Genomic DNA, 24,441 nt, shown 5'->3' with positions numbered 1-24,441 from the left:
GCGGCCGAAGCCGGTGAGGCGAACCATCAACAGGGAAACGCCGGTTGCGACGACCACCAGGGAGGTGGCGACGGGCGCGGCGTCGGCAGCGGCCGTGCCGTCCCCGACGCCGGACCCGGCAGCCGGCGCCGTCGCGGCTGCCCGGGAGAGCTGACCTCCCGACGAGACTCCCGTCGTACCCCGCTTGCTGGCGCGGGCGGGGTACGACGGGGCACGACACCGACCGCCCCGGCGGGCCGAAGCCCTCTGGGGCGGTCGCGGCCCGGCGGGGAAGGGCCGGTCCCGGGTCAGCGCCGGACGCCGTCGATCTGCAGCATCCGAGCGATGACCTTGTCGAGTTCGCCGTCCTGGAAGACCTTCTTCCAGTCGTCGCGGACGATCGACTCCCTCCCGTAGTCCATGGCGATGAGGCAGGCGTCGGAGAACGGGTTGGAGCCCTTGAGGGTGTTGGCGAGCGCCACCTGGGTGTGGCCCAGCAGCATCGCCCGCGCCGCGGGCTCGGGCACGCCCACGGTGTGCACGGTCTCGTGCAGCGCCTCGGTGAGCAGGGCGCCGACCATGCAGGCGATGGTCTCCACCAGGGTGGGCTCCAGCACGGCCAGCTGCTTGACGGTCACCCAGTGCACGTCCACCACGGGGGCGTACATGGCGCGGATGACGTCCTCCGCCAGCCGCTGCCGCTCCGCGTCGCCGCCCTCGTAGGCGGCGACGACGTCCTGCGGGGCGGCGATGCCGCCGAAGGTGTCGGCCCATTCCTCGGCGGTGGTCCGCTCCAGGAAGACCGACGGGTGGCACGGGTGCGCGCAGACGTAGTGGACGTCCTCGCGCGGGTGGAGCAGTCCGGCGTAGGCGGCGGCCGGGTCGAGGGTGAGGACGACCGTGCCGGGGCGCAGCAGCGGGACCAGCTCGGCCGAGACGGGGCCCAGGACACGGTCGGGAACGGCGAGGATCACCACGTCGGCGGCGGTGACGGCCTCCCGGGAGTCGGTGACCTCGCGGCCCAGACCGCGGATGTACTCCTGGCCGGCCTCGGAGGCCTCGCAGTAGAGGGTCCGGTGGTCGGTCGTCACCAGGTTGTCGGAGACGCGCCGGCCCATCTTCCCGGCCGCTCCGATGACGGCGATCGTGGTGGTGCCGGCCGCGTTGTCGGTCTCGGTGGCCATTACTCGCTCCTCAGTAGGGTGTTCATGCTGTGGCGTGTCCACCGGTCCTCCAGCCGGGCGGTGGCTTCGAAGCCCTCGTCCTGCCAGGGGAGCCAGTGCTCGACGATCTGGTTGACGCCGCGTTCGGCGGGTCGGACGGCGGCCACGGTCGCGGCGTGGTCGAGCAGCCCTTCCCCCAGCGGCGCACCGGCGTAGGTGAAGCCGACCCAGCCGTCGCGGCGGGTGAAGGCGAAGTCCTTGACGTGGATGTTGACGGTGCGGTCGGCGGTGGCCGCGACGACGTCCGCCGGGTGCTCCAGCCGCGCCACGCAGTTGCCCGGGTCCAGGACGACGCCGAGGTGCGGGTCGTCCACCGCCTCCACGACGGAGACGAGGTCCCGGGTGGCGACCTGCTCGTAGGTCTCCAGCCCGAGGGTGACGCCCCGCTCCGCGTAGGCGGCGACGGTCGGCCGCAGCAGGTCCGCCGCCTCGGCCGGTCCGGGGCGGTGGTCGGGGGTGTGGAGCATCGACCGGACCAGGGTGGCGCCCAGGCGCTCCGCGACCGCGAGGTGGCGCAGCAGGTGCTCGGGGCGGACGCCACGGGTGCCCAGTTCCAGGCGGAGGCCGGCGGCGTCGGCGGCGGCCCGGACCTCGTCGAGGCGGGCGTCGTCCCAGCCGGCGAGCGGCGGGTAGTCGCAGATCTGGAAGACCTCGCCGCCCAGGGCGGCGGTGTCGGCGAACATCTCCTCCAGCGTCATCGGACGGGGCGCGCGGGGAGAGTGCCGCCAGAAGTAGGCGTAGGTGCTGATGCCGAGCGCCATCACCGCACCGCCTCGGCGTCGGGGGCGTGGACCTCGTCCAGCACGGCCGCGAGGGCGGCGGGGTCGTGCGCGAACCGGCCGAGGAACAGGCCGTCGACGTGGGGCCGCAGTCGGGTGAGCAGCCCGGGGCCCGCGCTGCCGCCGTAGATGACCGAGGAACCGGCGAGACGGGGTTCCCGGGCGAGGCGGGCGGTGAGGGCGCGGCAGACGGTGGTGATGTGGTCCACGGGTGCCGAGGCGGCGGCACCGATCGCCCACCGCGGCTCGTAGGCGACCACCAGGGAGCCGGTCAGCCCTTCGGTGACCCGGTCCAGCTCGGCCACCACCGTCCGGGCCGCAGTGTCGGCGGGCACGGTCTCCGATTCGCCGACGCAAAGCACCGGGGTCATACCGTTGCGGAGCGCGGCGGCCGTCTTGGCCGCGACCACGGTGTCGTCCTCCGCGAAGAGCGTGCGCCGTTCGGCATGGCCGACTTCCGCGTAGCGGCAGCCGATCTCACTGAGGTAAGGGGCACCGACCTCGCCGGTGTAGGCGCCAGAGTCGGCGGTCGCCACGTCCTGGGCGCCGATCTCGACGCCGGAGCCGGCGAGCACCCCGGCGACCGGGACCAGCGCGGGGAAGGAGGGCAGCACGAAGACACGCGCCGCGCCGGTGGCGACGGCGGGGTGGGAGTCGGCCACCGCGGCGACGCGGCGGGCCCAGTTGAGGGTCCGGTGGTGGCCGAAGTACATCTTGAGGCTGACGCCGATGACGACCGGGGTCGGCGCGGAGGCCATCAGGCGGCCTCGTAGTCGCACATCAGCCGCACCTTGGCCGAGGACGGGGAGGTCTCGTCGAACCGGTAGGTGAGCCACTCGGCGGCGAGCCGCCGGGCCAGCTCCAGACCGATGACGCGCTGCCCGAAGGTGAGGACCTGGGCGTTGTTGGAGAGTACGGAGCGCTCCACCGAGAAGGAGTCGTGGGCGGTGACGGCGCGGATCCCCCGGACCTTGTTGGCGGCGATGGCGACGCCCAGTCCGGTGCCGCACACCAGCAGCGCCCGGTCGGCCTCGCCGCGGGCGACGATCTCGGCCGCCGCGAAGGCGACGGTCGGATAGGCGGTGTGGCCGTCCGCGTCCACCCCGACATCGGTGACGGAGGCGACGAGGTCGCTGGCGGCGAGGTCCCGGCCGAGTGCCTCCTTGTACGCGTGGCCGGCGTCGTCGCAGCCGATGACGATGCGGAGCTTGTCGGTCATGGTGTGTCCTTCGTCGTGGGGCGGTCGGTGGGCGCGGCGGGCCCGGTGAGCGTCGCGTGGACGGCCCGCACGATGAGGGCGAGCGAGTGGGCGCCGGCGTCGGGGGTGCCGAGGGAGCGTTCGGCGTGCGGCCGGGCGCGCCCGCGCCGGGGAAGCAGGTCGGCGGTGTCCGCGGCGGCGTCGGCGGCGGTCGCGGCCGGCGGCGCGGCGTGCGGCGCCGGTTCGGCGGTGGTGGTGGTCTCGCGGGTCCGGCCGGTCCAGTTGGTCCCGTCCCACCAGCGTTCCGGTGCTGGCCCGTTGCCGGCGTAACCCGGGTCGGGGTACCAGCCGGGCGGCATCGTCATACTCACCCGTGCAGCCTAGCGGCGGCGGGCGCCCGGGGGTGGGCTCGACGGCCGCCCCCGGGCGGTTTCCGGACCGGTGGCGATGATCACAGCGGCGTGACGTAGGCCCCCGAGATGCCGCCGTCGACCAGGAAGGACGAGGCGTTGACGAAGCCGGAGTCGTCGCTGGCGAGGAAGGCGACCGCCCCGGCGATCTCCTCGGGTTCGGCGAAACGTCCCATCGGCACGTGGATCAGGCGCCGTGCGGCGCGTTCCGGGTCCGCCGCGAACAGCTCCTTCAGCAGGGGGGTGTTGACCGGCCCCGGGCACAGCGCGTTGACGCGGATGCCCTCGCGTGCGAACTGCACCCCCAGCTCCCGGGACATCGCCAGCACGCCGCCCTTGGAGGCGGTGTAGCTGATCTGGGAGGTGGCGGCGCCCATCACGGCGACGAAGGAGGCGGTGTTGATGACGGAGCCGCGTCCCTGTTCGCGCATGTAGGGCAGGACGGCCTGGCAGCACAGGTACACGGAGGTCAGGTTGGTGTGCTGGACCCGCTGCCAGGCGTCGATGCCGGTGGTGAGGATCGAGTCGTCGTCGGGCGGGGAGATACCGGCGTTGTGGAACGAGACGTCGATCGATCCGTAGGTGTCGTGGGCGGTCGCGAAGAGCGCGGCGACCTGTTCGGCGTCGGTGACGTCGGTGGAGACGAAGATCCCGCCGGTCTCGCGGGCGGCGGACTCGCCGGCGGCGGCGTCGACGTCGGCGCACACGACGTGGGCGCCCTCGGCTGCGAGGCGCCGCGCGGAGGCCAGTCCGATGCCGCTGCCGGCTCCGGTGACCACGGCGGTACGGCCGACGAGCCGGCGGCAGACCGGGGCGTCGGGGGCGGTCGTGGGGTCGTCTGCGCCTGGCTGCTGGGTCACGGGGTCTCCTCGGTGCTGATGAAGACGTTCTTCGTCTCGGTGAAGGCGGCCAGCGCGTCCGGCCCCAGCTCTCGGCCGAGGCCGGACTGTTTGAAGCCGCCGAACGGTGTGGCGTACCGGACGGCGCTGTGCGAGTTGACGGAGAGGTTGCCCGCGGTCACGGCGCGGGCGACGCGGAGCGCGCGGCCGATGTCGCGGGTCCACAGCGAGCCGGCGAGTCCGTAGTCGGTGGCGTTCGCCAGCCGAACGGCGTCCGCCTCGTCGTCGAAGGGGACGACGATCGCGACGGGGCCGAACACCTCTTCCGTGAGGGCCCGCTCGGGGGCGCGGACCGACTCCAGGACGGTGGCGGGGTACCAGTGGCCCGGCCCGTCCGGGACGCTGCCCCGGATCGCGGCCGGGGTCGATTCGGGGACCAGGTCGCGCACGCGTGCACGGTGGGCGGCGGAGATGAGCGGACCGAGGTCGGTGGCGGGGTCGGTGGGGTCGCCGGTGCGCATCGCCAGGACGGCGGGCTCCAGCAGTTCCAGGAACCTGTCGTAGCAGGAGCGCTGCACCAGGATGCGGCTGCGGGCGCAGCAGTCCTGGCCGGTGTTGTCGAGGAAGGAGCCTGGGGCGGTGGCGGCGGCGCGTTCCAGGTCGGCGTCGGCGAAGACGATGTTGGGGCTCTTGCCGCCGAGTTCGAGGGTGAGCCGCTTGGTGGTCGCGGCGCAGCGTGCCATGATGCGGCGTCCCACCGCGGTGGAGCCGGTGAACACGATCTTCGCGACGCCGGGGTGGTCGACGAGGGCCGCACCGGTGATGTCGCCGGCGCCGGGCAGCACTTGGAAGAGGTCCTCGGGGAGGCCGGCGGCCAACGCGAGTTCGGCGAGGCGCAGAGCGGTGAGCGGGGTGGCCTCCGCGGGCTTGAGGAGGACCGCGTTGCCGGCGGCGAGCGCGGGGGCGCTGCCCCAGGCGGCCACGGGCATCGGGAAGTTCCACGGTGCGATGACGCCGACGACGCCCAGCGGTTCGGCGAAGGTGAGGTCGACGCCGCCGGCGACGGGGATCTGGCGCCCGTTGAGCCGTTCCACTCCCCCGGCGGCGTACTCCAGCACGTCGCGGACGTTGCCGGCCTCCCAGCGGGCCCCGGCCAGTGGGTGCCCGGCCTCACGGGTCTCGATGGCGGCCAGTTCCTCCAGGCCGTCGTCGACCGCCGCGGCGAAGCGCCGGAGCGACCGGGCGCGGTCGGCGGGGGCGAGCGCCGCCCAGCGGCGTTGTGCCGCGGCGGCGCGACGCACGGCTGCGTCGACCGCGGCGGGGGTGGTGCCGGGGATGGTGGTGATGAGCTGCTCGGTGGTGGGGTCGGTCAGCGTCAGGGTGTGTTCGGCTTCGGCGTCCCGTGGCGGGTCGCCGGGGGCTGGGTGACGCACGGTGGGTGGCTCCTGGCTCGGTGCTGCGTTCAGGGTTCGGGATTCGGGGTGCGGCAGGTCCGGGGCGGTCGGGCGCGGGATGTGGTGGGGCGGCCCGGGCACGTGTGCGGAGGTGGCACCTCCGGCGGTCGTGGGCCGGGCCGGCCGCGCGGGTCACATCCGCTCGAAGGAGCGGACGCGTTCCCAGTCGGTGACGGCGGCGTCGTAGGCGTCCTGTTCCACCCGCGCCATGGTGAGGTAGTGCTCCACCACCTCCTCGCCGAAGGCGGCGCGCGCGATCCCGGAGGCGCCCCAGCGTCGGGCGGCGTCGCGCAGCGTGGCGGGGACGTGCTCGGCGTCGCCCGCGTAGGCGTTGCCCAGGCAGGGTTCGGGGAGTTCCAGGCGCTGGTCGACGCCGTGGAGTCCTGCCGCGATCATCGCCGCGACCGCGAGGTAGGGGTTGACGTCACCGCCGGGGAGGCGGTTCTCCAGCCGGTGGCCCGCGCCGCGTCCCAGGACGCGCAGTGCGCAGGTCCGGTTGTCCGGCCCCCAGGCGACCGCGGTGGGGGCGAAGGAGCCGGGTCGGAACCGCTTGTAGGAGTTGATGTTGGGCGCGTGGAGCAGCGTGAGGTCGGGCAGCGCGGCGAGTTGACCGGCGAGGAAGTGCCGCATCGTCCCCGACATACCGTGGGGGTCGCTGTCGTCGGCGAGGACCGGTCGCCCCTCCGCGTCGCGCAGTGAGAGGTGGACGTGGCAGCTGTTGCCCTCGCGCTCGTCGTACTTGGCCATGAAGGTCAGCGCGGAGCCGTGCTGGGCCGCGATCTCCTTGGCGCCGGTCTTGTAGACGACGTGCTGGTCGCAGGTGGTGAGCGCGTCGTCGTACCGGAACACGATCTCGTGCTGGCCCAGGTTGCACTCGCCCTTGGCCGACTCGACCTTCAGCCCGGCACCGCTCATGCCGCGGCGGACGGCCCGGAGCAGCGGTTCGACGCGCGCGGTGCCGAGGACGGAGTAGTCGACGTTGTACTGGTTGGCCGGGGTGAGGCCGCGGTAGCCGGCGTTCCAGGCCTGTTCGTAGCTGTCGTGGAAGAGCATGAACTCCAGCTCGGTCGCGGCCAGCGCGGTCCAGCCGCGCTCGGCGAGGCGGTCGAGCTGACGGCGGAGGATCTGGCGCGGCGAGGCCGCGACCGGGGTGCCGTCGTGCCACGCGAGGTCGGCGTTGACCATGGCGGTGCCGGGTTGCCAGGGCACGAGCCGCAGCGTGGCCGGGTCGGCGTGCATCGCGAAGTCGCCGTAGCCCTTCTCCCAGGACGACATCGCGTACCCGTCGACCGTGTTGAGGTCGACGTCCACGGCGAGGAGGTAGTTGCAGCCCTCCGTGCCGTGCTCCAGCACCTCGTCGAGGAAGAAGCGGGCGTCGAACCGCTTGCCCTGGAGTCGGCCCTGCATGTCGGTGAAGGCCAGGACGACGGTGTCGATCCGGTCCTCGTCGGTGAGTACCCGCAGTTCCTCGACGGAGAGCGGGGGCGTGCGTTCGGCCACGGTCGGCCTCCTGTCGATCGCCGGATGGCTTAAGGTACTGGGGCGAACCATTACTTGGGAAGGACGCCCGCCGCGTGGTGCGCCCGCGGTCCGGCTTCCGCCGCCGCGGGACCGCGACCGGAGGAGGGGCGGGGAGATGACGGCCGACGACGACACACCGGCGGACCACGACCCCGCTCCCCCGGCCGCCGGTGAGCCCGCCGCGACGCCGTCCGGACTGGCTGCGCTGCTCGGGCCGGTGCACGCCGACAGCGGCTTCGAGGAGGCGCTGGAACGCCTGCTGCGCGCACTGCGGCTGGGACTGGTGGCCCCCGGCGAACGGCTGCCCCCCGAGCGGGAACTGGCGCGGCTGCTGGGCATCGGCCGGTCGACGCTGCGCGAGGTGCTGGAGGTGCTGCGCTCCCAGGGCCTGGTCGTCAGCCGCCGCGGGAGGTACGGCGGGACCTTCGTCGCCGCCGGGTGCGGCTCGGGCGGCGCACCGCCACCGGGCGTCGACGTGGCCGACACCCTCCGGCTGCGCGAGGTGCTGGACGTCGGGGCGGCCGAGCTCTGCGCCGGGCAAGGACTGCGCCCCGAGGAGACACTGCGGTTGCGCGAGGTGCTGGCGGAGACCTCGGCAGCACCGCCGGGCGGGTACCGGCGCGCCGACACCCGCCTGCACCTGACGCTCGTGGCCCTGGCCGGGTCTCCCTCCCTGTCGTCCCACTACGCGCAGGCGCGCGCCTCGTTGAACGTGCTGCTGGACGGGATCCCGCTGCTGGAGCGGAATCTGGAGCACTCGCAGCGGCAGCACGCCCGGGTGGTGGCCGCGGTACTGGCGGGTGACGCGCGCGCGGCGGGGACCGCGATGCGCGAGCACTGCGCCGGGACCGCCTCGCTGCTGCGCGGGTTCCTGGGGTGAGACCGGAACGGACGGCCCGGCTGACGGGCGGCCCCGGGGCGGGCGGCCGGGAGCCCCGCTCCCGGCCGGCGCCGGGAGGGCAGCGTCGAAGGAACGGACCGCGGGAGGCCGCGGGGAACGAGGAGGAACCGTGACACGACCGCTGATCGGCGTGAGCACCTATCTGGAGTCATCGGTGCGCTGGGGGGTGTGGGACCTCCCCGCCGCCGTCCTGCCCGCCGCCTACCACCGGCAGGTCAGAGCGGCCGGCGGCCTGCCGGTGCTGCTGCCGCCGGACGACGAGGAGCACGCCGTCGAGGTGGTCCGCCGCCTCGACGGGCTCGTGGTGGCGGGCGGCCCGGACGTGGCGCCGGAGCGCTACGGCGCTGCCCGGCATCCGCGCTGCGGACCCAGCGGTCACGCGCGGGACGGTGGCGAGCTGGCGCTGATCCGCGCCGCGCTCGACTCCGGGGTGCCGTTGCTGGGCGTGTGCCGCGGCATGCAGCTGCTCAACGTCGCGCTGGGCGGGACGCTGGTGCAGCACGTGGAGGGGCACGGCGGCACCCCGGGGGTCTTCGGTTCCCACCCGGTGCGCCCGGTCGAGGGCACCCGCCTCGCGGGGATCCTGGGCACCGCGGAGCTGCCGGTGCCGACCTACCACCACCAGGCGGTGGACCGGGCCGGCGCAGGGCTCGTCGTGTCGGCCTTCGCAGGCGACGGCACGGTGGAGGCGCTGGAGCGGCCCGGCGGACCGCTGACCCTGGGGGTGCAGTGGCACCCGGAGGCGGGCGAGGACGGGAGGCTCGCGGCGGCCCTGGTCTCCGCCGCCACCGGGCCCGCGTCCGCCCGCACCGACCGGAGCGCCGCGACCCCCTGAGGGCCTGGCACCGGGGCGCCGCACCGGGCGCGGCTCCCACCGGGCGCTGCGAGGGCCCGGGCGGGTCGCCGCCGCGCTCCCCCGGTGGGCGGGGCCCCGCCGTCACTCGTACGGTGGAGGCGGGCGTCCCGCGGCTCCGACCTCGGCGTCGGCGTCCGGGAATCGCCCCAGCCGGTACCGGCGCGTCGGCGTACGAGTCCGCGCCGGGCGGCCCACGCCCCGGCGGACGCCAGGCAGGAGGATCCACCATGACCGACCATGACACCGCAGCGCTGCGGGCCGACTCCCCCGGGGTGGACGTGACGATGCCGCCGAGTGGCACCGGCTGCGCCGACTGCGAGGCCGAGGGCGGCTGGTGGGTGCACCTGCGCCGCTGCGCACAGTGCGGCCACGTGGGGTGCTGCGACTCCTCCCCCGCCCGCCACGCCACCGCCCACCACCGGTCCACCGGTCACCGGTACGTGCAGAGCTTCCAGCCCGACGAGGACTGGTTCTGGGACTACACCGAGGAGCAGGTGCTCGGCGGACCGGAGCTGGCGCCCCCGGCGGAGCACCCGTTCGACGTGACCACGCCGGGACCGCTGGACCGGCTGCCGGCGGACTGGCGTTCACGCATCACGGGCTGACCGCGGAACTCGCGGGAAGGCCCCCGCCGGGCCCGCGGCCCCGGCGGGCGCGCTGCGCCGGCGTCGGTGCGCGCTCTCAGCGCTCCCCGGCTGCAGGGGGTGCCGCCGGGGCGAGCGCGGCGGCGAGCACGGCGGGCGCCTCGGTCAGCGAGGGTCCGTACCAGGTGAGGTGCCGGCCGCTGAGCAGCGCGGCGGGCAGTCCGGGGAACGCCTCAGGGCCGTCATCGGCCGCGAAGGCGTAGGGCTCGTCCGGCAGCACCACCAGGTCGGCCCCGGTGCCGCGCAGCCGCTCGATGTCGATGCGCGGGTAGCGCTCGGGGTGGTCGGCCCAGACGTTGCGGACGCCCAGGCGGGCGAGCAGGTCCCCGGCGAAGGTGTCCCGGCCCAGCACCATCCAGGGGCGGCGCCAGATCGGCACGGTCGCGTCCGCGTCGAAGGACCGGTCGGCCTGCCGCCAGGCGTCCGCCGCGTCGTCGAGCCAGCCCGGCCGCGCCAGACCGCACCCCTGGACCAGCGCGCGTTCGAGTTCGCGCAGCGCTTGGGGCAGCGTGCGGATCTCGGTGACCAGCACCTCGATCCCGTCCGCCCGCAGCACCGCGAGATCGGGTTCCCGGTTCTCCTCCTCGTTGGCGAGCACCACGTCGGGCCGCAGCGCGGCGATGGCCGCGAGGTCGGGGTTCTTGGTGCCTCGGACCCTGGTGACGTCGAGGTCGGCGGGGCGTTCGCACCAGTCCGTCGCCCCGACCAGCAGATCGGGGCCGGTGGCCGCGACCGCCTCGGTGAGGGAGGGCACGAGGGAGACGACGCGCATCGACTCAGCCTCCGTCCGGCGCGCCGCGACGCCGCGCGGCTGCGAGGCCGGGCACGCCGGAGGTGGTACCGCCCGGCGCGGCGGGGTGGCGGGCGGGGCGGGACCCGGCCGGTCGGCTCACCGGCGGTCGGGGCGGTGGTGGGGTCACGGTGGCGTCCTCCGTGGGGCGGTGGCCGAGGAGCGTGCGGCGGGGTCGCTCAGAGCGTGTGTGAGACCCACACGCCGGGTCCGCGACCAGGCTACGGCCATCTGCTCCGTTGTCAGGAACGCCCGAACACCACCAGGTATGAGGACGCCCGGCGTGCAGCCGACCGCATCCGACGCCGCGAGCCGATCCGACACGGGGTCTTGAACACGCTCTCAGGGTACCCAGCCGCGGGCCGTCGTGCCCCGGCACCGGGCGGGGTGACGTGCCGTTGTCGGTGGGGTGCGCGATGATCCGGGGGTGACTCCTCGGCTGATGCTCCTCGACACCGCGTCCCTGTACTTCCGCGCCTACTTCGGTGTCCCGGAGACCGTCAGGGCCCCGGACGGCACGCCGGTCAACGCCGTGCGCGGGCTGCTGGACTTCATCGCGCGGCTGGTGACCGACCACCGGCCCGACGCGCTGGTGGCCTGCGCGGACGCCGACTGGCGACCCGAGTGGCGGGTGGCGCTGATCCCGTCGTACAAGGCGCACCGCGTCGAGGAGGAGGTGCCGAGCGGCCCCGACATCGAGGAGACCCCCGACACCCTCTCCCCGCAGGTCCCCGTCATCGAGGCCGTGCTGGACGCCCTGGGCATCGCCCGGGTCGGCGCGCCCGGGTACGAGGCGGACGACGTCATCGGCACCCTTGCCACGCGTTCACCGGGTCCCTGCGACATCGTCACCGGCGACCGGGACCTCTTCCAGCTGGTGGACGACGCGCGCGCTGTCCGGGTGCTCTACCCCCGCAAGGGCGTCGGGGACTGCGACCACGTCACCGAGGCCGTCGTGCGCGAGCGGTACGGAGTCCCGGCAGACCGCTACGCGGACTTCGCCGCGCTGCGCGGGGACCCCAGCGACGGGCTGCCGGGCGTCAAGGGCATCGGGGAGAAGACCGCCGCCCAACTGCTGGGTGAGTTCGGCGACCTCGACGGTGTGCGTGCCGCCGCGACGAACCCCATGTCCTCGCTGACACCCGCCCGCCGCCGGAACCTGCTGGCGGCGTCGGACTACCTGGACGTGGCCCCGCGGGTGGTCCGGGTCGCCACGGACCTGACGCTGGACCAGGTCGATTCCACCCTCCCCCGCGCGCCGCGCGACCGTGCCGCCCTCGCCGAGCTCGACGCCCGGTGGGGCCTCGGCGGCTCCCTCCAGCGGGTCCTGCACACCCTCGACCGCTGACCGCCCCGCCCCGCCGACACGGCCGGCGGGGCCCGCGGTCGAGTACCGGGACGGGGGCCGCCTCGCCGCGCCGGGCTCACCCACGTCGAAGGGCCACGTAGGACAGGGCTGCGCACAGGAGCAGCAGCGCCGCGCCCAGGAGGTACAGCCGGGCGTCGGCGACTTCGGCGGTTGCCGCGATCCCGGCCCCGAGCGCCGCCGCAGAGATCTTCAGCCCGGCGCCGATGGTGAACACCTGGGGCCGACGACGCTCCGGGGAGTGGTCAGCACGCAGGCGGAGAGTCGCGGCCAGCAGCAGGCCGTCGCCCGCCCCCGCCAGCAGGAAGCTGCCCGCGGCGGCGGGCGACGAGGTGACGAGCGCCGCCGCGGCCAGCCCCGTTCCGGTGGCGAGGAGTCCCGCCACGACGACCGACGACGACCTGATGGCGGGCCGCACCCGGCCGAGAGCGAATGCCCCCGCGACTCCGCCTGCGGCGAACGCCGTCAGGAAGATGCCGCCCGCTCCCGCCTGGCCCCGGCTCTCCGCGAGCAGCACGGTCGTGGTCGTGAGCGCCCCGATGCCGACGAAGGCAAGACAACCCGCCGCCGTCACGGCGCGCAGCTCCCGCACCCGCCAGACGGTTCGCACCCCGGCTGCGAGGTCGCGCCAGAACCCCGTGCCGGGCGAGTACGCGCCCGTACCGTCCGCCAGGGGCAGCGACGCCGTCAGCGCGGCAGCGACCAGGGCGGCCGACGCAAGACCGAGCAGCGCGACCGCCGGGGAGAGCGCCACGGCGGTCGCACCCGCGAGAGCGGGCCCGGCGAGGCTCGCCAGGTTGTAGACCGCCGCGTCCCGGGCGTAGGCACGCCCTCTGTCGGCGCCGGGAGCGGACAGGCGCGCCACGAGACTGGAGAGGCCGCCGGAGACGACCGGCCCGCAGCATCCGCCCACCACGGCCACGGCGAGCACCAGGGGGAGTTCGACCCTCCCGAGAACCCCTCCCATCAGCCCGGTGGCAGCGCCGAGAACCGTCAACAGGACCGCGAACGCCAGGCGCACCCGCCGGACGCGGGTGGCCGACGTCCCCACCAAAAGGGGCCGCGAACACGTGTGGCGCGGTCCAGGCGGTCAGGACGAGAGCCCCTTGGGCGGCGCCACCCGTGCGCTCCAGGGACAGCAGCACCACGGCGACCGGTGTGCCCTCGTCGGCCACGCGTGCCGCGAAGGCGGCGAGCAGCCAGCTCTGCTCTCCTCCCCTCGCGCCTCCCACGCATCCCTCCCCACCGTAACGGCTTAGAAGCATATCCCGTTACGCGTCACACTTGGCTGACCCGCAGCTCTCCACCGGACACCGACACAAGGGACCGCGCATGCAGCAGACCGGCTTCCGGGCCGCACACCGCCTGGTCGAGATCGCCAACGCGGTGCGCGCGGACCCGCAGTTGCCGCGCGATGCCGTCGTGGACCTGCTGGTGCGCCACGGTGAGCGCGAAGCGGACCTGAGCGAGGGAGAGTTCCGGGACAGCGACGTCCGAGGCCTGCGCGAGGCTGCGCTGGTGTTGGCAGAGGTACTGGCCGAGAGCGATACGGACCGGGCGGCCACGGCGCTCGACGACCTCCTGTCACAGCACGCGGCGCCGCCCCGCCTGTCGCGGCACGACGGCCACACCTGGCACCTCCACACCCATGACGAAGCCGCCGGGTGGTCCGGCTGGTTCCTGGCCTCGGGCGCTTTCGCACTGGCCCGGCTGCTGAGTGAGTACGGCCGCGCGACGTGGGGCGAGTGCGCGGCGCCCGGCTGTCGCGTTCTGTACCTCGGCGGGGGGCCGGGCGCCCCGCAGCGATACTGCGGAGCCGCGTGCGGGACGCGTGTGCGCGTGGCGGAGCACCGCAGGCGCCGCAAGGAGTCGCGCGAGCCGTCCCCCGGCTGACGTCGGATCGCCGCGCTCGCCGGTCCGACGCAGGAGGCCCTGCCCCGGGCGGGTCGCGAATCGGCGGGCAGGCCCCGACAGCGCGGCTCAGTCGCCCCGGGACAGCGACGACCCCGATCACTCCGGGGCGGAGCGTCGCGACTCCGCGCGAAGCGCCCCCGGCCCGCCCGCATCGCCGACCCCGGCCCGACGCTCAGGGAACTCTCAGTGGGGCGATTCGCCCGGAACGGCGGGGTCGGACGCCACGTGGGTTCCGCGAGGGAGAGTTGCTCGTCCCGGGGGGGGCGGGCCGGCGCGCGTGCGCGGAGAGCGGGCCCCCGGGGAAGAACGACGAGGCCAGAGCCTCCGCCAATCTCAACATATAGCTCACCGGGGGGCTTGCGGCAAGACCCCCGTCGTGGCGCAGAATCACAGGCCGAACCCGGTACCTGCTGAAACAGGAGATTCACGACGTGTGTACCCATCTGTCGGCATCGGCCGATAGCGCGGCCGGGCCGCGCGGAGCCGTCGCGGAACGGAGCTGACGCCCATGCCCACCAGCACGCGCGGGGCCTTCGACCTCCCCGACGCACTCTCCGCCAAGGCCGACCCCGAGCTGATCGGCGCCGACGAGCGGCACTTCACGGCGATCGCCGCCTGCCTCAACGAGACCGTCGCCGACCTGACGGACCGGCTCGCCGAGCTCCGCCGGGCACCGGGGGGCGTGGGCCGGGAGGCGATGGACCGGGATGCCGAGATCCATCGCCTCTCCGCCCGCCTCCGCACCCTGAGCCGGTTCGGCCTGGACCTGTGCCTGGGCCGCGTCGTCGGCACGGACGGCGCGGACCCGGTGTACATCGGCAGGCTGGGGCTGACCGACACGGCCGGCCGGCGGCTGCTGGTGGACTGGCGCTCCCCTGCGGCGGAGCCGTTCTTCGCGGCCACCCACGCCTCACCCGCCGGGCTGGCGAGCCGCCGGCGCTACCGGTGGAAGGCCGGCCGCGTCAGCGACTACTGGGACGAGGTGTTCAGCGCCGCCGACGGACTGGCCACGCACGCGGCCCTCGACGACCAGTCGGCCTTCATCGCGAGCCTGGCGGGCAACCGCTCCTCGCGGATGCGGGACGTGCTCTCCACCATCACCGCCGACCAGGACGCCGTCATCCGCGCGGGCTCCCGGGGCGCGCTGGTCGTCGACGGCGGCCCCGGCACGGGCAAGACGGTGGTCGCCCTGCACCGTGCCGCCCATCTGCTCTACTCCGACCCCCGGCTCGGCCGCCGACACGGCGGAGTCCTGTTCGTGGGGCCGCACGAGCCGTACCTCGCCTACGTGTCGGACGTGCTGCCGGGCCTCGGCGAGGAGGGGGTGCGAACCTGCACGCTGCGGGACCTGCTCCGCGAGGGAGCCGCAGCCGTGCCGGAGCCCGACCCGGAGGTGGCACGGCTGAAGGCGTCGGCGGCACTGGCCGGGGCGATCGAGCGGGCCGTCGGGCTGTACGAGGAACCGCCCACCGAAGGGGTGACGGTCTCCACCGACTGGGGCGAGCTGTGGCTGGGCCCCGACGACTGGGTGCGCGCCTTCGACGCCCCCGACCCCGGCACACCGCACAACGAGGCGCGGGAGCAGATCTGGGAGGAGCTCGCGGAGCTGCTGCTGGAGCGCGTCGGCGAGGAGGTGCCTGCGGCGCCCTTCCGCAGGTCGCTCCGGGCGGACCGGGAGCTGACCGAGGCCGTGAACCGGGCCTGGCCCCTGATCGAGGCCGCCGACCTCGTCGGCGACCTGTGGACCGTCCCCGCCTACCTGCGGATGTGCGCGCCGCTGCTCAGCGATGACGAGGTGCGGCACCTCCAGCGAGCGGACGCCCAGGCGTGGACGGTGCCCGACCTGCCCCTGCTGGACGCCGCCCGGCACCGGCTCGGCGACCCCCGCGCCGCGCGCCGCGCGAGGCGGTACGAGGCCGCGGTCGCCGCGCAGCGGGAGCGTACGGACGCGGTCGTCGCCGACATCCTCGCCGCCGACCCCGACGGCGAGGGCGCGGTGGCGATGCTCCGCGGGGAGGATCTGCGCGAGCGCCTGGTCGACGTCTCCTCGCTGCCCGTCGCCGACCCCGACGTGCTCGCGGGGCCGTTCGCGCACGTGGTCGTGGACGAGGCGCAGGAGCTGACGGACGCGGAGTGGCGGATGCTGGTCCGCCGGTGCCCCTCGCGGAGCTTCACCGTCGTGGGCGACCGGGCCCAGGCGCGGGCGGGGTTCGCCGAGTCCTGGACGGAACGGCTGGAACGCGTCGGCTTCGGACGGCTCCGGCTGGCGACGCTCGGCATCAACTACCGGACGCCCCAGGAGGTCATGGCCGAGGCCGAGCCGGTCATCCGGGCGGCGCTGCCCGACGCCAACGTGCCGACCTCCGTCCGCAGCGGCGGGGTCCCCGTGCTGCGCGGCGAGCGCGGCGAGCTGGACGCCGTGCTCGCCTCCTGGCTCGCCGAGCACGAGGGTGCGACGGCGTGCGTCATCGGCGACCCCACCTTCGAGGAAACGCCGCGCGTCCGGTCCCTGCCCCCGGAGCTGGCGAAGGGCCTGGAGTTCGACCTGGTGGTCCTGGTCGAACCGGAGGCGTTCGGGGACGGCGTCACGGGCGCGGTGGACCGCTACGTGGCGATGACCCGGGTCACCCGGCAGCTGGTCGTGCTCAGCGGTTCCTGAACACGCGCGGCACCGCCGGCGCGGCGGGGCGGTCGCCCCGCCGCGCCGTGTCCGGCGTTCATCCGGCGCGGGCGCTCACCCGACGGAGGTGTAGGCGACGACGCCCCGCAGCACGCCGTCCACCGCCTTGCGCGCGTTCGTGGACACCGAGGAGCCGGGGGGCGCGGCCGAGGCCACCTGCCCGAGGACGTCCACCACCTGCTTGCACCAGCGCACGAAGTCACCGGCTGGCATCTCCGCGTCCCGCAGCACCGCGTCCAGCCCCTGCCCGCGCACCCAGCGGTGCACCGGCTGGGCGAAACCCAGGTCGGGCTCGCGCTGGCCGACGCCGGTCGACTCCCCGATGCGGTGGTCCTCCTCGACCGCGTCGAGTCGTCCCCAGATCCGGACCATCTCCGCCAGGGCGCTCTTCACCGGCCCGGAGGGCAGATCGGGCGGCATCGCGTCGTCCGCCGAGCGGGCCTCGTAGACCAGCGCGGAGACGCAGGCCGCGAGATCGGCCGGGCCCAGGCCCTCCCAGACCCCCTCCCGCAGGCATTCGCTCGCCAGCAGGTCCAGCTCACCGTGGAGCCGCCCCAGCCGCCGACCGTCCTCCGTGACCTGGTCGCCTTCGAGGTATCCGAGCACGGTGAGCACCGCGCACACCCGGTCGAAGGTGCGGGCGATGGTGTTGGTCCGGCCCTCGACGCGACGCTCCAGCTGGCGGGTGTCGCGACGGAGCCGGTGGTACCGCTCCGACCACCGGGCGTGGTCCTCCCGCTCGTCGCAGCCGTGGCAGGGGTGCGCGCGGATCTCGGTGCGCAGCCGTGCGATCTCGCGGTCGTCCGCGGCCTCCGCCCGACGGTTGCCGCGGTGGCGCTCCGGTTCGAGGTGGCCCGCCTTGGTGCGGAGCGCCGAGGCGAGGTCCCGCCGGGACTGGGGGCTGCGCGCGCTGAAGGACTTCGGGATCCGCATGCGCTCCATCGGTTCCACCGGCACGGGGAAGTCCGCGGAGTTCAGCCGCTTCACCTGCCGCTGCGCCGTGAGCACCAGCGGCCGGGGGCCGTCGTCCCACCCGGCGTCGCGCCGTGATGAGCGCGCGCCGCGCCCGGTGTCGACCCCGGGGTCGAGCACCAGCGCCAGCCCGGCGAACCGCCCCGCGGGGACGTGGATGACGTCACCCGGACGCAGCCGCTCCAGCGAGGTGGAGGTCTCCGCCCGGCGCTGGGTCGCGCCCTGCCGGGCGAGCTCGTTCTCCCGCTCACGCAGCGAGCGGCGCAGGCCCATGTACTCCTCGAAGTCGCCGAGGTGGCAGGTCATGGAGTCGCGGTAGCCCTCCAGCCCCTCCTCGTTGCGTCGCACCTGCTTGGAGATGTCGACGACCGAGCGGTCCGCCTGGAACTGCGCGAACGAGGTCTCCAGCAGCTCGCGCGAGCGGTGCCGCCCGAACTGGCCGACCAGGTTGACCGCCATGTTGTACGACGGCTTGAACGAGGACCGCAGCGGGTACGTACGGGTGCCGGCGAGCCCGCCGAGCGCGGCGGGGTCCATGCCTCGCTGCCAGAGCACCACCGCGTGGCCCTCGATGTCGATGCCGCGGCGCCCGGCGCGCCCGGTGAGCTGGGTGAACTCGCCCGGCGTGATCTCGGCGTGGGTCTCGCCGTTCCACTTGACCAGCTTCTCCAGCACCACGGAGCGGGCGGGCATGTTGATGCCCAGCGCGAGGGTCTCGGTGGCGAAGACCGCCTTGACCAGCCCGAGGGAGAACAGCTCCTCGACGACCTCCTTGAAGGTGGGGAGCATCCCGGCATGGTGGGCCGCGATGCCCCGCTGGAGTGCCTCCAGCCACTCGAAGTACCCCAGGACGTGGAGGTCGTCCTCGGCGATGGAGGCGGTCCGCTCCTCGACGACCTCCCGGACCTTCGCCCGCTCCGCCGCGTCGTTGAGCCGCAGTCCGGCGACGAGGCACTGCTGCACGGCGGCCTGGCAGCCGGCGCGGCTGAAGATGAAGGTGATCGCGGGCAGCAGTCCTTCCGCGTCCAGCCGGTCGATGACCTCGGGACGGCCCGGGGTCCACATCCGGGCGCGCTGCCGGCGTTCCCGCTCCCGGTCCGCCTCCCGGCGGGGCCTGCCGCGCCGGCCGTCGCGACCGCCGGGTCGGCTGTTCTCCATGCGGGCCAGCCGCACGAGTTCCGGGTTGACCTCGCGCCGACCGCCCTTCTCCTCGAACAGGTCGTACATCCGTCGGCCCGCCAGGACGTGCTGCCACAACGGCACCGGCCGGTGCTCGGAGACGATGACCTGGGTGTCGCCGCGGACGGTGTCCAGCCAGTCGCCGAACTCCTCGGCGTTGGAGACGGTCGCCGAGAGCGACACCAGCGTGACCGACTCCGGGAGGTGGATGATCACCTCCTCCCAGACGGCACCGCGGGAGCGGTCGGAGAGGTAGTGCACCTCGTCCATGACGACGTAGCCGAGGCCGTCGAGGGTCCGCGAACCGGCGTAGAGCATGTTCCGCAGCACCTCGGTGGTCATGACCACCACCGGCGCCTCGGCGTTGACGCTGTTGTCCCCGGTCAGCAACCCCACGTGGGCGGCGCCGTACCGCTTGGCGAGGTCGTTGAACTTCTGGTTGGAGAGCGCCTTGATGGGGGTGGTGTAGAAGCACTTGCGGCCCTGGGAGAGCGCCAGGTGCACGGCGAACTCCCCCACGATCGTCTTGCCGGATCCCGTGGGCGCCGCCACCAGTACGCCGCGGCCGGTCTCCAGTGCCCGGCACGCGTCGGTCTGGAACGGGTCGAGGGTGAAGTCGTAGCTCTCGCGGAACGCCGCGAACTCGGTGGCCTGGTCGGCGGTGCGCCGACGGGCCGCGGTGTAGCGCTCGGCGGGGGTGAGGTCGTCGGTCATCGTGCGTCGAGCCTACCGGCCCGTACCGACGGAGCACCTGGTGTTTTCCCGGTGTCCCGCGCCGGGCGCGCACTCCCGCGAGCCCCCCCGCGCGAGCAGGCACGAGCCGGTCCCGCCCCGCGCACCCGGTACGGCGCCCGGCCCGCGGCGGGCGGCGGGGAGCCCGAGCCCGCGGCCGGGAGTCGTCAGCCGGCCGCTCCCAGCACCCGAACCGCGCCCGGTACCGTCCGGGCGGTGAGCGGCAGCCCGCCCAGCGGGTCGCCGTCCGCGTAGGCGGCGGGCACCGGCGCCGCCAGCGTCACCCGCGCCGCGCGGAGCACGGTCACCACCGGGTGGTCGACGTGTCCGCCGTGGCGCACGCTCGGCAGCACCCGCAGCAGGGTCCGGCGGGAGCAGGCCCCCACGACGGTGATGTCGAAGAGGCCGTCGTCGGTGCGCGCCTCGGGGCAGATCCGCAGGCCGCCGCCGTAGGACGCCCCGTTGCCCACCGCCACCAGCGTGGCGTCGTGCTCCTGCCAGGGCCCGTCGTCGAGCCGGAGGCGGAACGGCGTGGGGCGCAGCGCCGCCAGTTCCGCGAGGATCGCGAGGTCGTACCGGAGGCGGCCACGCGGCCGGGTCATCCGGTTGGCCCGGTCGTTGACGCGGGAGTCGAAACCGGCCGCCAGGACAGTCCCGAACCAGCGGCCCTCGACCCGCCCGAGATCCACCGGGGCGGAGTCGCCCGCCGCGAGCGCGTCCGCGATGACGGCCGAGGCCGCGGCAGGCGCCCGCAGCGGCAGTCCGAGGGCGCGGGCGAAGTCGTTGCCCGTCCCCGCCGCCACCACCCCCAGCGGGGTCGCGGTGCCGGCGACGGCGTGGAGCGCCAGGGAGACGAGGCCGTCACCACCGACGGCGACGAGGGCGCGAGCCCCCGCCGTGACGGCCTCACGGGCCCGCCGCAGCGCGTCGGAGGCGTCGAGTCCGACCACCGCGCGGACGGGGTGGCCGGCGTCGCGCAGCACCCGGGCGGCAGGGCCGGCGGACCGGCCGCCGCGCCCCCGGCCCGCGGTCGGGTTGACCAGCAGGCATATCGCGTCATTCACCTCGGGCGCCGGGCGCGTCAGGTCACGTCGTCGAAGCCACCGCTCCGACGCGGGCCGTCGTCACCGGAGGAGCGCGGCGGGGTGACCCGGCCGGGGGGCTCCACCGGCTCGGGGGTGAGGTCCAGGTCGGACGCCTCGTCGTCGCTCAGCTCCGGACCGGCGGCCCGGCCGCGACGCCGGTCGTTGAGCAGCGCGATCCCGGTGGCGACGAAGTACAGCGCGGTGACGGGGACGGCGAGGGCCAGCATCGACATCGGGTCGGTGGGGGTGACGATCGCGGCGAAGATCGCGATGCCCATCACCATGCCGCGCCACCAGCCCAGCATCCGCCGCCCGCTGACCACACCGCCGAGGTTGAGCATCACCAGCACGAGCGGCAGCTCGAAGGCGAAGCCGAAGGCGATGGCGAGTCGCACCGTGATGTCGAGCAGGTCGGAGACGGTGACCAGGTTCCCCGCGTTGTCCGGGGTGAACTGGAGCAGCACCGGGATCGCGCGGGGCAGCAACCAGTGGGCGACGTACACCCCGGTCAGGAAGAGCGGCGCGCCGAAGGCCACGACCGCGGCCGAGTAGCGCTTCTCGCTGTGGTGCAGACCGGGCGCGATGAACGCCCAGAGCTGGTAGAGCCAGACGGGGGACGCGACGACGAGGCCGGTGAACAGCGAGACCTTGACATAGGTGGTGAACGGCGAGGTGAGCCCCTGCTGCACGAGGTCCGCGCAGCGCCCGGAGCCCGGCTCCTCCTCCAGGCAGTTGGGCAGCGGATCGGTGAGCAGGCTCATGATGTCCTTGGCGAAGAACATCGCGACGACGGTGACCACGAAGATCGCCAGCACGCCCATGGCGAGCCGGTTGCGCAGCTCCCGCAGGTGCTCCACGAGGGACATGCGCCCCTCGGGGTCCTTCTGCGGCCTCTCCTTGCGCTGGTCCCCGTTCCGGGCGGCCTTCAGCACCCCGCGTCCTTATCTGCTACGGCGGGCCGACGTCACGCCGACCCGCGTCGTGCTGCCCTGCGCAGCGGATCTGGGAAGTCAGCCCTGCGAGTTGCCGCGGGGCTCCTCGACCGGTCGCGCGCTGCCGACGTCGCCGGGTGCGGCCTGGATGGTCCGGGTCGCGGGCTGGGGCGCGTGGGCGTCTCCCTGCGCCGGCTGGGCCTCCGTGGTCTCACCGTCCTTGCGCAGCGCGCTGGTCTCGCTCTTCAGGATGCGCAGCGACTTGCCGAGCGCCCGGGCCGTGTCCGGCAGCTTCTTGGACCCGAAGACGATGACGACGAGTACCGCGATGATGACGAGCTGCCACGCTCCGATTCCGCCCACTTCGGCCACCTATCTCTTTCCGGGGGGTGCGTGATGCCCCTCGCTGTGCCGGACAGGGTGTGTCCCGGCCGGTCGGCACGCCGGGTCATGGTAACTCTTCGGGGTAAATACAAGGCAATGCCCGGGAAGCCGAAATGACGTGGCGCGGGCGCCGCGGTCGTTCCGGCGGAGCCCCTCGCGACGGCGCGCGGTGGGCGCGGGCGACGCGGGGTGAACCGCGCGGGGGTTGTCAGTCCCGGGAGCCCTGGTCCTCGGAGCCACGGCCGGCGCCACCGCTCAGCGCACCCCCGTGGCGACTCAGCGGAACGGCGGCGCGCTCCAGATCGGCGGCGGCACGAGCGATGCGCTCGGAGCTGTCCCCCACCGCGGCCGAGAAGCGCCGGACCTCGACCCCGACCCGGACGGCGAACACGGCGACGACGGCGACCCCGCAGAAGGCGAGGGTGAGATGGAGCATGGGCCAGAACATGCGGCGAGCCTAGCCCAGCGCCCCCGACGGACCGCCGCCCCGACCGGCACGCCCCGGCGGGTGTCGCGCGCCGGGCGCGCGGGTCCCGGCGCGCTGCCCGCGGCGCGACCGCCGGGGAGCGTCACCCGCCGTACGCTGCCAGTGCCTCCCGGGCGGCCTCCCGAGCGCTGTCGGCCAGCGCCGGCGGTGAGACGATCCGGCCGTCCCCGCCCAGCCGCAGCGCCAGGCGCCGCAGGGTGGTCGGGTCACCGGTGCGCAGCGTGATCCGCAGACCGCCGTCGGAGAGCTCCTCGGCGGTGTCGTGGGGGTAGTACTCCGCGACCCAGCGGCCACCCGGACCGACCTCGATCACGACCTGGGGGTCCCCCGCCGCGGGCTGGACCAGGCCGGCGCTGAGGTCGCGGGGCTCGACCGGCGGAGGCTCGGCGGGGACGTCGAGCACCTCGATCGACGCGACCCGGTCGAGCCGGAAGGTGCGGCGTGCCTCGGAGCGGCGGCACCACGCCTCGACGTAGGTGTGGCCGACGGCGAAGAGCCGGACGGGGTCGATCTCGCGGTCGGTGAGCCGGTCGCGTCCGGGCGAGTAGTAGCGGATCCGCACCCGGCGCCGTTCCGCTATGGCACGGTCGATGTCCGCGAAGACCCCTCCCTCGGACTCGAACGTCACCGACAGCCGGGAGCTGGCCGCCGCCGTCTCACCGGCGGCGGCCTCCAGCTTCGCGGTGGCGCGCAGCAGGGCGTCGCGGTCGCTGTCGCGCAGTCCCGGCAGGGTGGCGACGGCGCGCGCCGCGACCAGCAGCGCGGTGGCCTCGTCGGCCGCGAGCCGCAGCGGACGTCCCGCGTCGTCCCCGACGGCCTCGGCGTTGTACCACCAGATGCGTTCGCCGTCGGTGTCGATGTCGAGCAGGTCACCGCCGCGGAAGCTGGTGCCGCACATCGGGAGCACCTGCAGGTCGGAGATCAGCTCGTCGGAGGTGATCCCGAAGGCGCGCGCGACCTCGTCCACCCGGGCGCCCGGGCGGTCGCGCAGGTAGGTGACGAGCGACAGCAGCCGTCTGGTGCGGTCGATGGCGTTGACCGCCATGGCAGTTCCCCTGTTCCTGGTTCATCCCTTGGCGACGGCGCGCAGCCTGTCCACCACGTCGGCCCGCAGTTCCGCGGGTTCCAGCACGATGAGGTCCGGCCCGAACTCGGCGAGCCAGGCGCCGAGCCCGTGGCCGTGCGGCAGTTCCAGCTCGTCCCAGCCGTCCCCGCCCTCGACGAGCGAGGTGGCGCGGGACCGCAGCGGATAGCCGGATCCGGTGCGGAGCCGGATGCGGGCGTGCCCGGTGGCGTGCTCCCCGGCCCAGGCGGCGACGGACTCGCGGACGGTGACCCGGTCCGGCACCGGTGCGGTGAAGTCCCCCCCGCGGGAGCGGACCTTCCCCGTGATCCGGGAGAGCCGGAAGACGCGCTGGTCGTCCCGGCCGCGGTCCCAGCCGGCGAGGTACCAGTGGCCGCGCCAGCACTCCAGGGCCCAGGGCTCCACCACGCGCGGGGTGGGCCGGGCCGCGCTGGCCTTGCGGTAGTCGAAGAGGACCGGGCGGCGGTCGCGGCAGGCGATCATCAGGGGTTCGAACGACGCCTCCCCCGCGGGGATGCGGGGCTCCAACGCGCTGAAGGGGGCCTCGACGTCGGCGGTCTCCGGCATGCCGGCCGCCCGGAGCTTCTGCAGCGCGGCGCCGGCGGCTCCCGCGAGCCGGACCTGTTGCCAGACCTTGGCGGCGAGCCCCAGTGCGGCGGCCTCGGCGGGGTCCAGGCTCAGCGGCGGCAGCCGATTGGAGTCGGGCCGGGCGATGTACCCGGTGTCGCCGTCGATGCTCTCCACGGTCTCGATGACCATGCCGAGTTCGCGCAGGTCGTCCTTGTCCCGCTCGAACATCCGGTTGAAGGCTTCCTCACCGGCGGCCTCGATGTACGCCTCGATGGAACCACGCAGTTCGCGCTTGCTCAGCGGGCGGCTGGCGCCCCGCAGGCACAGCGCGAGGTTCATCAGCCGCTCGGCCTTGGCAATGGCCATCGACGCGCCGCCCTCTCTCAACCGTCGTAACGGGACCGACCGTACCGCTATCGGCACGGTCGGCGAAACCGAGGGGCCCGGCCCCCGCGCGACGCG

23 protein-coding genes are annotated in these 24,441 nt (G+C 74.6%); 6 read left to right on the top strand and 17 right to left on the bottom strand.

The genetic code is table 11. From position 1 onward, the window contains the following. Positions 1–287: 287 nt before the first annotated feature. The 8 genes from HCJ92_RS10245 to HCJ92_RS10210 form a co-directional block, all read right to left on the bottom strand. Positions 288–1,163, bottom strand: a complete 876-nt coding sequence (locus HCJ92_RS10245; protein WP_167933176.1) for a phosphogluconate dehydrogenase C-terminal domain-containing protein — start codon at positions 1,161–1,163, stop codon at positions 288–290. Next, complete coding sequence (locus tag HCJ92_RS10240) at positions 1,163–1,963, bottom strand: sugar phosphate isomerase/epimerase family protein (protein ID WP_167933175.1); 801 nt, start codon at positions 1,961–1,963, stop codon at positions 1,163–1,165. The genes HCJ92_RS10245 and HCJ92_RS10240 overlap by 1 nt, the downstream gene beginning before the upstream one ends. Continuing rightward, positions 1,963–2,739, bottom strand: a complete 777-nt coding sequence (locus HCJ92_RS10235) for a triose-phosphate isomerase family protein (RefSeq protein WP_167933180.1) — start codon at positions 2,737–2,739, stop codon at positions 1,963–1,965. The genes HCJ92_RS10240 and HCJ92_RS10235 overlap by 1 nt, the downstream gene beginning before the upstream one ends. After that, positions 2,739–3,200, bottom strand: a complete 462-nt coding sequence (locus tag HCJ92_RS10230; RefSeq protein WP_167933174.1) for a ribose-5-phosphate isomerase — start codon at positions 3,198–3,200, stop codon at positions 2,739–2,741. Before HCJ92_RS10230 ends, HCJ92_RS10235 begins: the two co-directional genes overlap by 1 nt. Then, positions 3,197–3,544, bottom strand: coding sequence for a DAK2 domain-containing protein (locus HCJ92_RS25810; RefSeq protein WP_167933179.1), 348 nt, complete (start codon positions 3,542–3,544; stop codon positions 3,197–3,199). Before HCJ92_RS25810 ends, HCJ92_RS10230 begins: the two co-directional genes overlap by 4 nt. Before the next feature lie 86 nt (positions 3,545–3,630). Further along, positions 3,631–4,449: a 3-oxoacyl-ACP reductase gene (locus HCJ92_RS10220; protein ID WP_167933173.1), complete on the bottom strand. Its 819-nt coding sequence runs from the start codon at positions 4,447–4,449 to the stop codon at positions 3,631–3,633. Further along, positions 4,446–5,861 carry an aldehyde dehydrogenase family protein gene (locus HCJ92_RS10215; protein ID WP_167933172.1) on the bottom strand — a complete coding sequence of 472 codons (1,416 nt, stop codon included), beginning with the start codon at positions 5,859–5,861 and terminating at the stop codon, positions 4,446–4,448. The genes HCJ92_RS10220 and HCJ92_RS10215 overlap by 4 nt, the downstream gene beginning before the upstream one ends. 153 nt (positions 5,862–6,014) lie before the next feature. Beyond that, positions 6,015–7,382: a type I glutamate--ammonia ligase gene (locus tag HCJ92_RS10210; RefSeq protein ID WP_167933171.1), complete on the bottom strand. Its 1,368-nt coding sequence runs from the start codon at positions 7,380–7,382 to the stop codon at positions 6,015–6,017. A gap of 136 nt (positions 7,383–7,518) precedes the next feature. Between HCJ92_RS10210 and HCJ92_RS10205 the strand changes: the two genes are divergently transcribed. The 3 genes from HCJ92_RS10205 (at position 7,519) to HCJ92_RS10195 (ending at position 9,765) form a co-directional block, all read left to right on the top strand. Beyond that, on the top strand, positions 7,519–8,283 hold the full coding sequence (locus tag HCJ92_RS10205; protein ID WP_167933170.1) for a FadR/GntR family transcriptional regulator: 765 nt from the start codon (positions 7,519–7,521) through the stop codon (positions 8,281–8,283). 130 nt (positions 8,284–8,413) lie between these two features. Then, positions 8,414–9,139 carry a gamma-glutamyl-gamma-aminobutyrate hydrolase family protein gene (locus HCJ92_RS10200; RefSeq protein ID WP_167933169.1) on the top strand — a complete coding sequence of 242 codons (726 nt, stop codon included), beginning with the start codon at positions 8,414–8,416 and terminating at the stop codon, positions 9,137–9,139. Between the two features lie 248 nt (positions 9,140–9,387). Beyond that, on the top strand, positions 9,388–9,765 hold the full coding sequence (locus HCJ92_RS10195; RefSeq protein WP_167933168.1) for a UBP-type zinc finger domain-containing protein: 378 nt from the start codon (positions 9,388–9,390) through the stop codon (positions 9,763–9,765). Positions 9,766–9,841: 76 nt separating this feature from the next. On the opposite strand, the gene HCJ92_RS10190 is transcribed toward HCJ92_RS10195, so the two are convergent. After that, on the bottom strand, positions 9,842–10,576 hold the full coding sequence (locus HCJ92_RS10190; RefSeq protein WP_167933167.1) for a helical backbone metal receptor: 735 nt from the start codon (positions 10,574–10,576) through the stop codon (positions 9,842–9,844). A 460-nt stretch (positions 10,577–11,036) separates the two neighbouring features. Between HCJ92_RS10190 and HCJ92_RS10185 the strand changes: the two genes are divergently transcribed. Then, positions 11,037–11,942 carry a 5'-3' exonuclease gene (locus tag HCJ92_RS10185; protein ID WP_167933178.1) on the top strand — a complete coding sequence of 302 codons (906 nt, stop codon included), beginning with the start codon at positions 11,037–11,039 and terminating at the stop codon, positions 11,940–11,942. Between the two features lie 76 nt (positions 11,943–12,018). Here the strand turns inward: HCJ92_RS10185 and HCJ92_RS10180 are convergent, their stop codons facing one another. Further along, a complete protein-coding gene (locus HCJ92_RS10180) occupies positions 12,019–12,981 on the bottom strand; it encodes an MFS transporter (protein ID WP_245240751.1) in 963 nt (320 codons plus the stop codon). Positions 12,982–13,292: 311 nt separating this feature from the next. Between HCJ92_RS10180 and HCJ92_RS10175 the strand changes: the two genes are divergently transcribed. Next, on the top strand, positions 13,293–13,853 hold the full coding sequence (locus tag HCJ92_RS10175; protein ID WP_167933166.1) for a CGNR zinc finger domain-containing protein: 561 nt from the start codon (positions 13,293–13,295) through the stop codon (positions 13,851–13,853). Between the two features lie 529 nt (positions 13,854–14,382). After that, on the top strand, positions 14,383–16,533 hold the full coding sequence (gene helR / locus HCJ92_RS10170; RefSeq protein WP_167933165.1) for an RNA polymerase recycling motor ATPase HelR: 2,151 nt from the start codon (positions 14,383–14,385) through the stop codon (positions 16,531–16,533). 75 nt (positions 16,534–16,608) lie between these two features. Here the strand turns inward: helR and HCJ92_RS10165 are convergent, their stop codons facing one another. From HCJ92_RS10165 to HCJ92_RS10135, 7 genes are all read right to left on the bottom strand, one after another. After that, positions 16,609–19,419: a DEAD/DEAH box helicase gene (locus HCJ92_RS10165; RefSeq protein WP_167933164.1), complete on the bottom strand. Its 2,811-nt coding sequence runs from the start codon at positions 19,417–19,419 to the stop codon at positions 16,609–16,611. A 185-nt stretch (positions 19,420–19,604) separates the two neighbouring features. Then, positions 19,605–20,501, bottom strand: a complete 897-nt coding sequence (locus HCJ92_RS10160) for a diacylglycerol kinase (RefSeq protein WP_167933163.1) — start codon at positions 20,499–20,501, stop codon at positions 19,605–19,607. Between the two features lie 17 nt (positions 20,502–20,518). Then, a complete protein-coding gene (gene tatC, locus HCJ92_RS10155) occupies positions 20,519–21,454 on the bottom strand; it encodes a twin-arginine translocase subunit TatC (protein ID WP_338054108.1) in 936 nt (311 codons plus the stop codon). Between the two features lie 78 nt (positions 21,455–21,532). Further along, positions 21,533–21,817 carry a Sec-independent protein translocase subunit TatA gene (tatA, locus tag HCJ92_RS10150; protein ID WP_167933162.1) on the bottom strand — a complete coding sequence of 95 codons (285 nt, stop codon included), beginning with the start codon at positions 21,815–21,817 and terminating at the stop codon, positions 21,533–21,535. A 229-nt stretch (positions 21,818–22,046) separates the two neighbouring features. After that, entirely contained in the window at positions 22,047–22,286 is a 240-nt protein-coding gene (locus tag HCJ92_RS10145; RefSeq protein WP_167933161.1) for a hypothetical protein, read from the bottom strand. A 121-nt stretch (positions 22,287–22,407) separates the two neighbouring features. Continuing rightward, positions 22,408–23,370: a helix-turn-helix transcriptional regulator gene (locus HCJ92_RS10140; protein WP_167933160.1), complete on the bottom strand. Its 963-nt coding sequence runs from the start codon at positions 23,368–23,370 to the stop codon at positions 22,408–22,410. A gap of 21 nt (positions 23,371–23,391) precedes the next feature. Continuing rightward, a complete protein-coding gene (locus tag HCJ92_RS10135; protein ID WP_167933159.1) occupies positions 23,392–24,345 on the bottom strand; it encodes a helix-turn-helix transcriptional regulator in 954 nt (317 codons plus the stop codon). Positions 24,346–24,441: the final 96 nt, after the last annotated feature.

The sequence above is a fragment of the Streptomyces spiramenti genome (assembly GCF_012034385.1).
Taxonomy (GTDB): domain Bacteria; phylum Actinomycetota; class Actinomycetes; order Streptomycetales; family Streptomycetaceae; genus Streptomyces; species Streptomyces spiramenti.
Note: the sequence above shows the minus strand (reverse complement) of the source record. Positions and strands in the feature narration are given on the sequence as shown.

Excerpts from the sequence above, each read along its gene's own strand:
- HCJ92_RS10245 (WP_167933176.1), bottom strand. The coding sequence starts at position 1,163 with ATGGCCACCGAGACCGACAACGCGGCCGGCACCACCACGATCGCCGTC.
- HCJ92_RS10240 (WP_167933175.1), bottom strand. The coding sequence starts at position 1,963 with ATGGCGCTCGGCATCAGCACCTACGCCTACTTCTGGCGGCACTCTCCC.
- HCJ92_RS10235 (WP_167933180.1), bottom strand. The coding sequence starts at position 2,739 with ATGGCCTCCGCGCCGACCCCGGTCGTCATCGGCGTCAGCCTCAAGATG.
- HCJ92_RS10230 (WP_167933174.1), bottom strand. The coding sequence starts at position 3,200 with ATGACCGACAAGCTCCGCATCGTCATCGGCTGCGACGACGCCGGCCAC.
- HCJ92_RS25810 (WP_167933179.1), bottom strand. The coding sequence starts at position 3,544 with ATGACGATGCCGCCCGGCTGGTACCCCGACCCGGGTTACGCCGGCAAC.
- HCJ92_RS10205 (WP_167933170.1), top strand. The coding sequence starts at position 7,519 with ATGACGGCCGACGACGACACACCGGCGGACCACGACCCCGCTCCCCCG.
- HCJ92_RS10195 (WP_167933168.1), top strand. The coding sequence starts at position 9,388 with ATGACCGACCATGACACCGCAGCGCTGCGGGCCGACTCCCCCGGGGTG.
- HCJ92_RS10190 (WP_167933167.1), bottom strand. The coding sequence starts at position 10,576 with ATGCGCGTCGTCTCCCTCGTGCCCTCCCTCACCGAGGCGGTCGCGGCC.
- HCJ92_RS10185 (WP_167933178.1), top strand. The coding sequence starts at position 11,037 with ATGCTCCTCGACACCGCGTCCCTGTACTTCCGCGCCTACTTCGGTGTC.
- HCJ92_RS10175 (WP_167933166.1), top strand. The coding sequence starts at position 13,293 with ATGCAGCAGACCGGCTTCCGGGCCGCACACCGCCTGGTCGAGATCGCC.
- helR (WP_167933165.1), top strand. The coding sequence starts at position 14,383 with ATGCCCACCAGCACGCGCGGGGCCTTCGACCTCCCCGACGCACTCTCC.
- HCJ92_RS10165 (WP_167933164.1), bottom strand. The coding sequence starts at position 19,419 with ATGACCGACGACCTCACCCCCGCCGAGCGCTACACCGCGGCCCGTCGG.
- HCJ92_RS10145 (WP_167933161.1), bottom strand. The coding sequence starts at position 22,286 with ATGTTCTGGCCCATGCTCCATCTCACCCTCGCCTTCTGCGGGGTCGCC.
- HCJ92_RS10140 (WP_167933160.1), bottom strand. The coding sequence starts at position 23,370 with ATGGCGGTCAACGCCATCGACCGCACCAGACGGCTGCTGTCGCTCGTC.
- HCJ92_RS10135 (WP_167933159.1), bottom strand. The coding sequence starts at position 24,345 with ATGGCCATTGCCAAGGCCGAGCGGCTGATGAACCTCGCGCTGTGCCTG.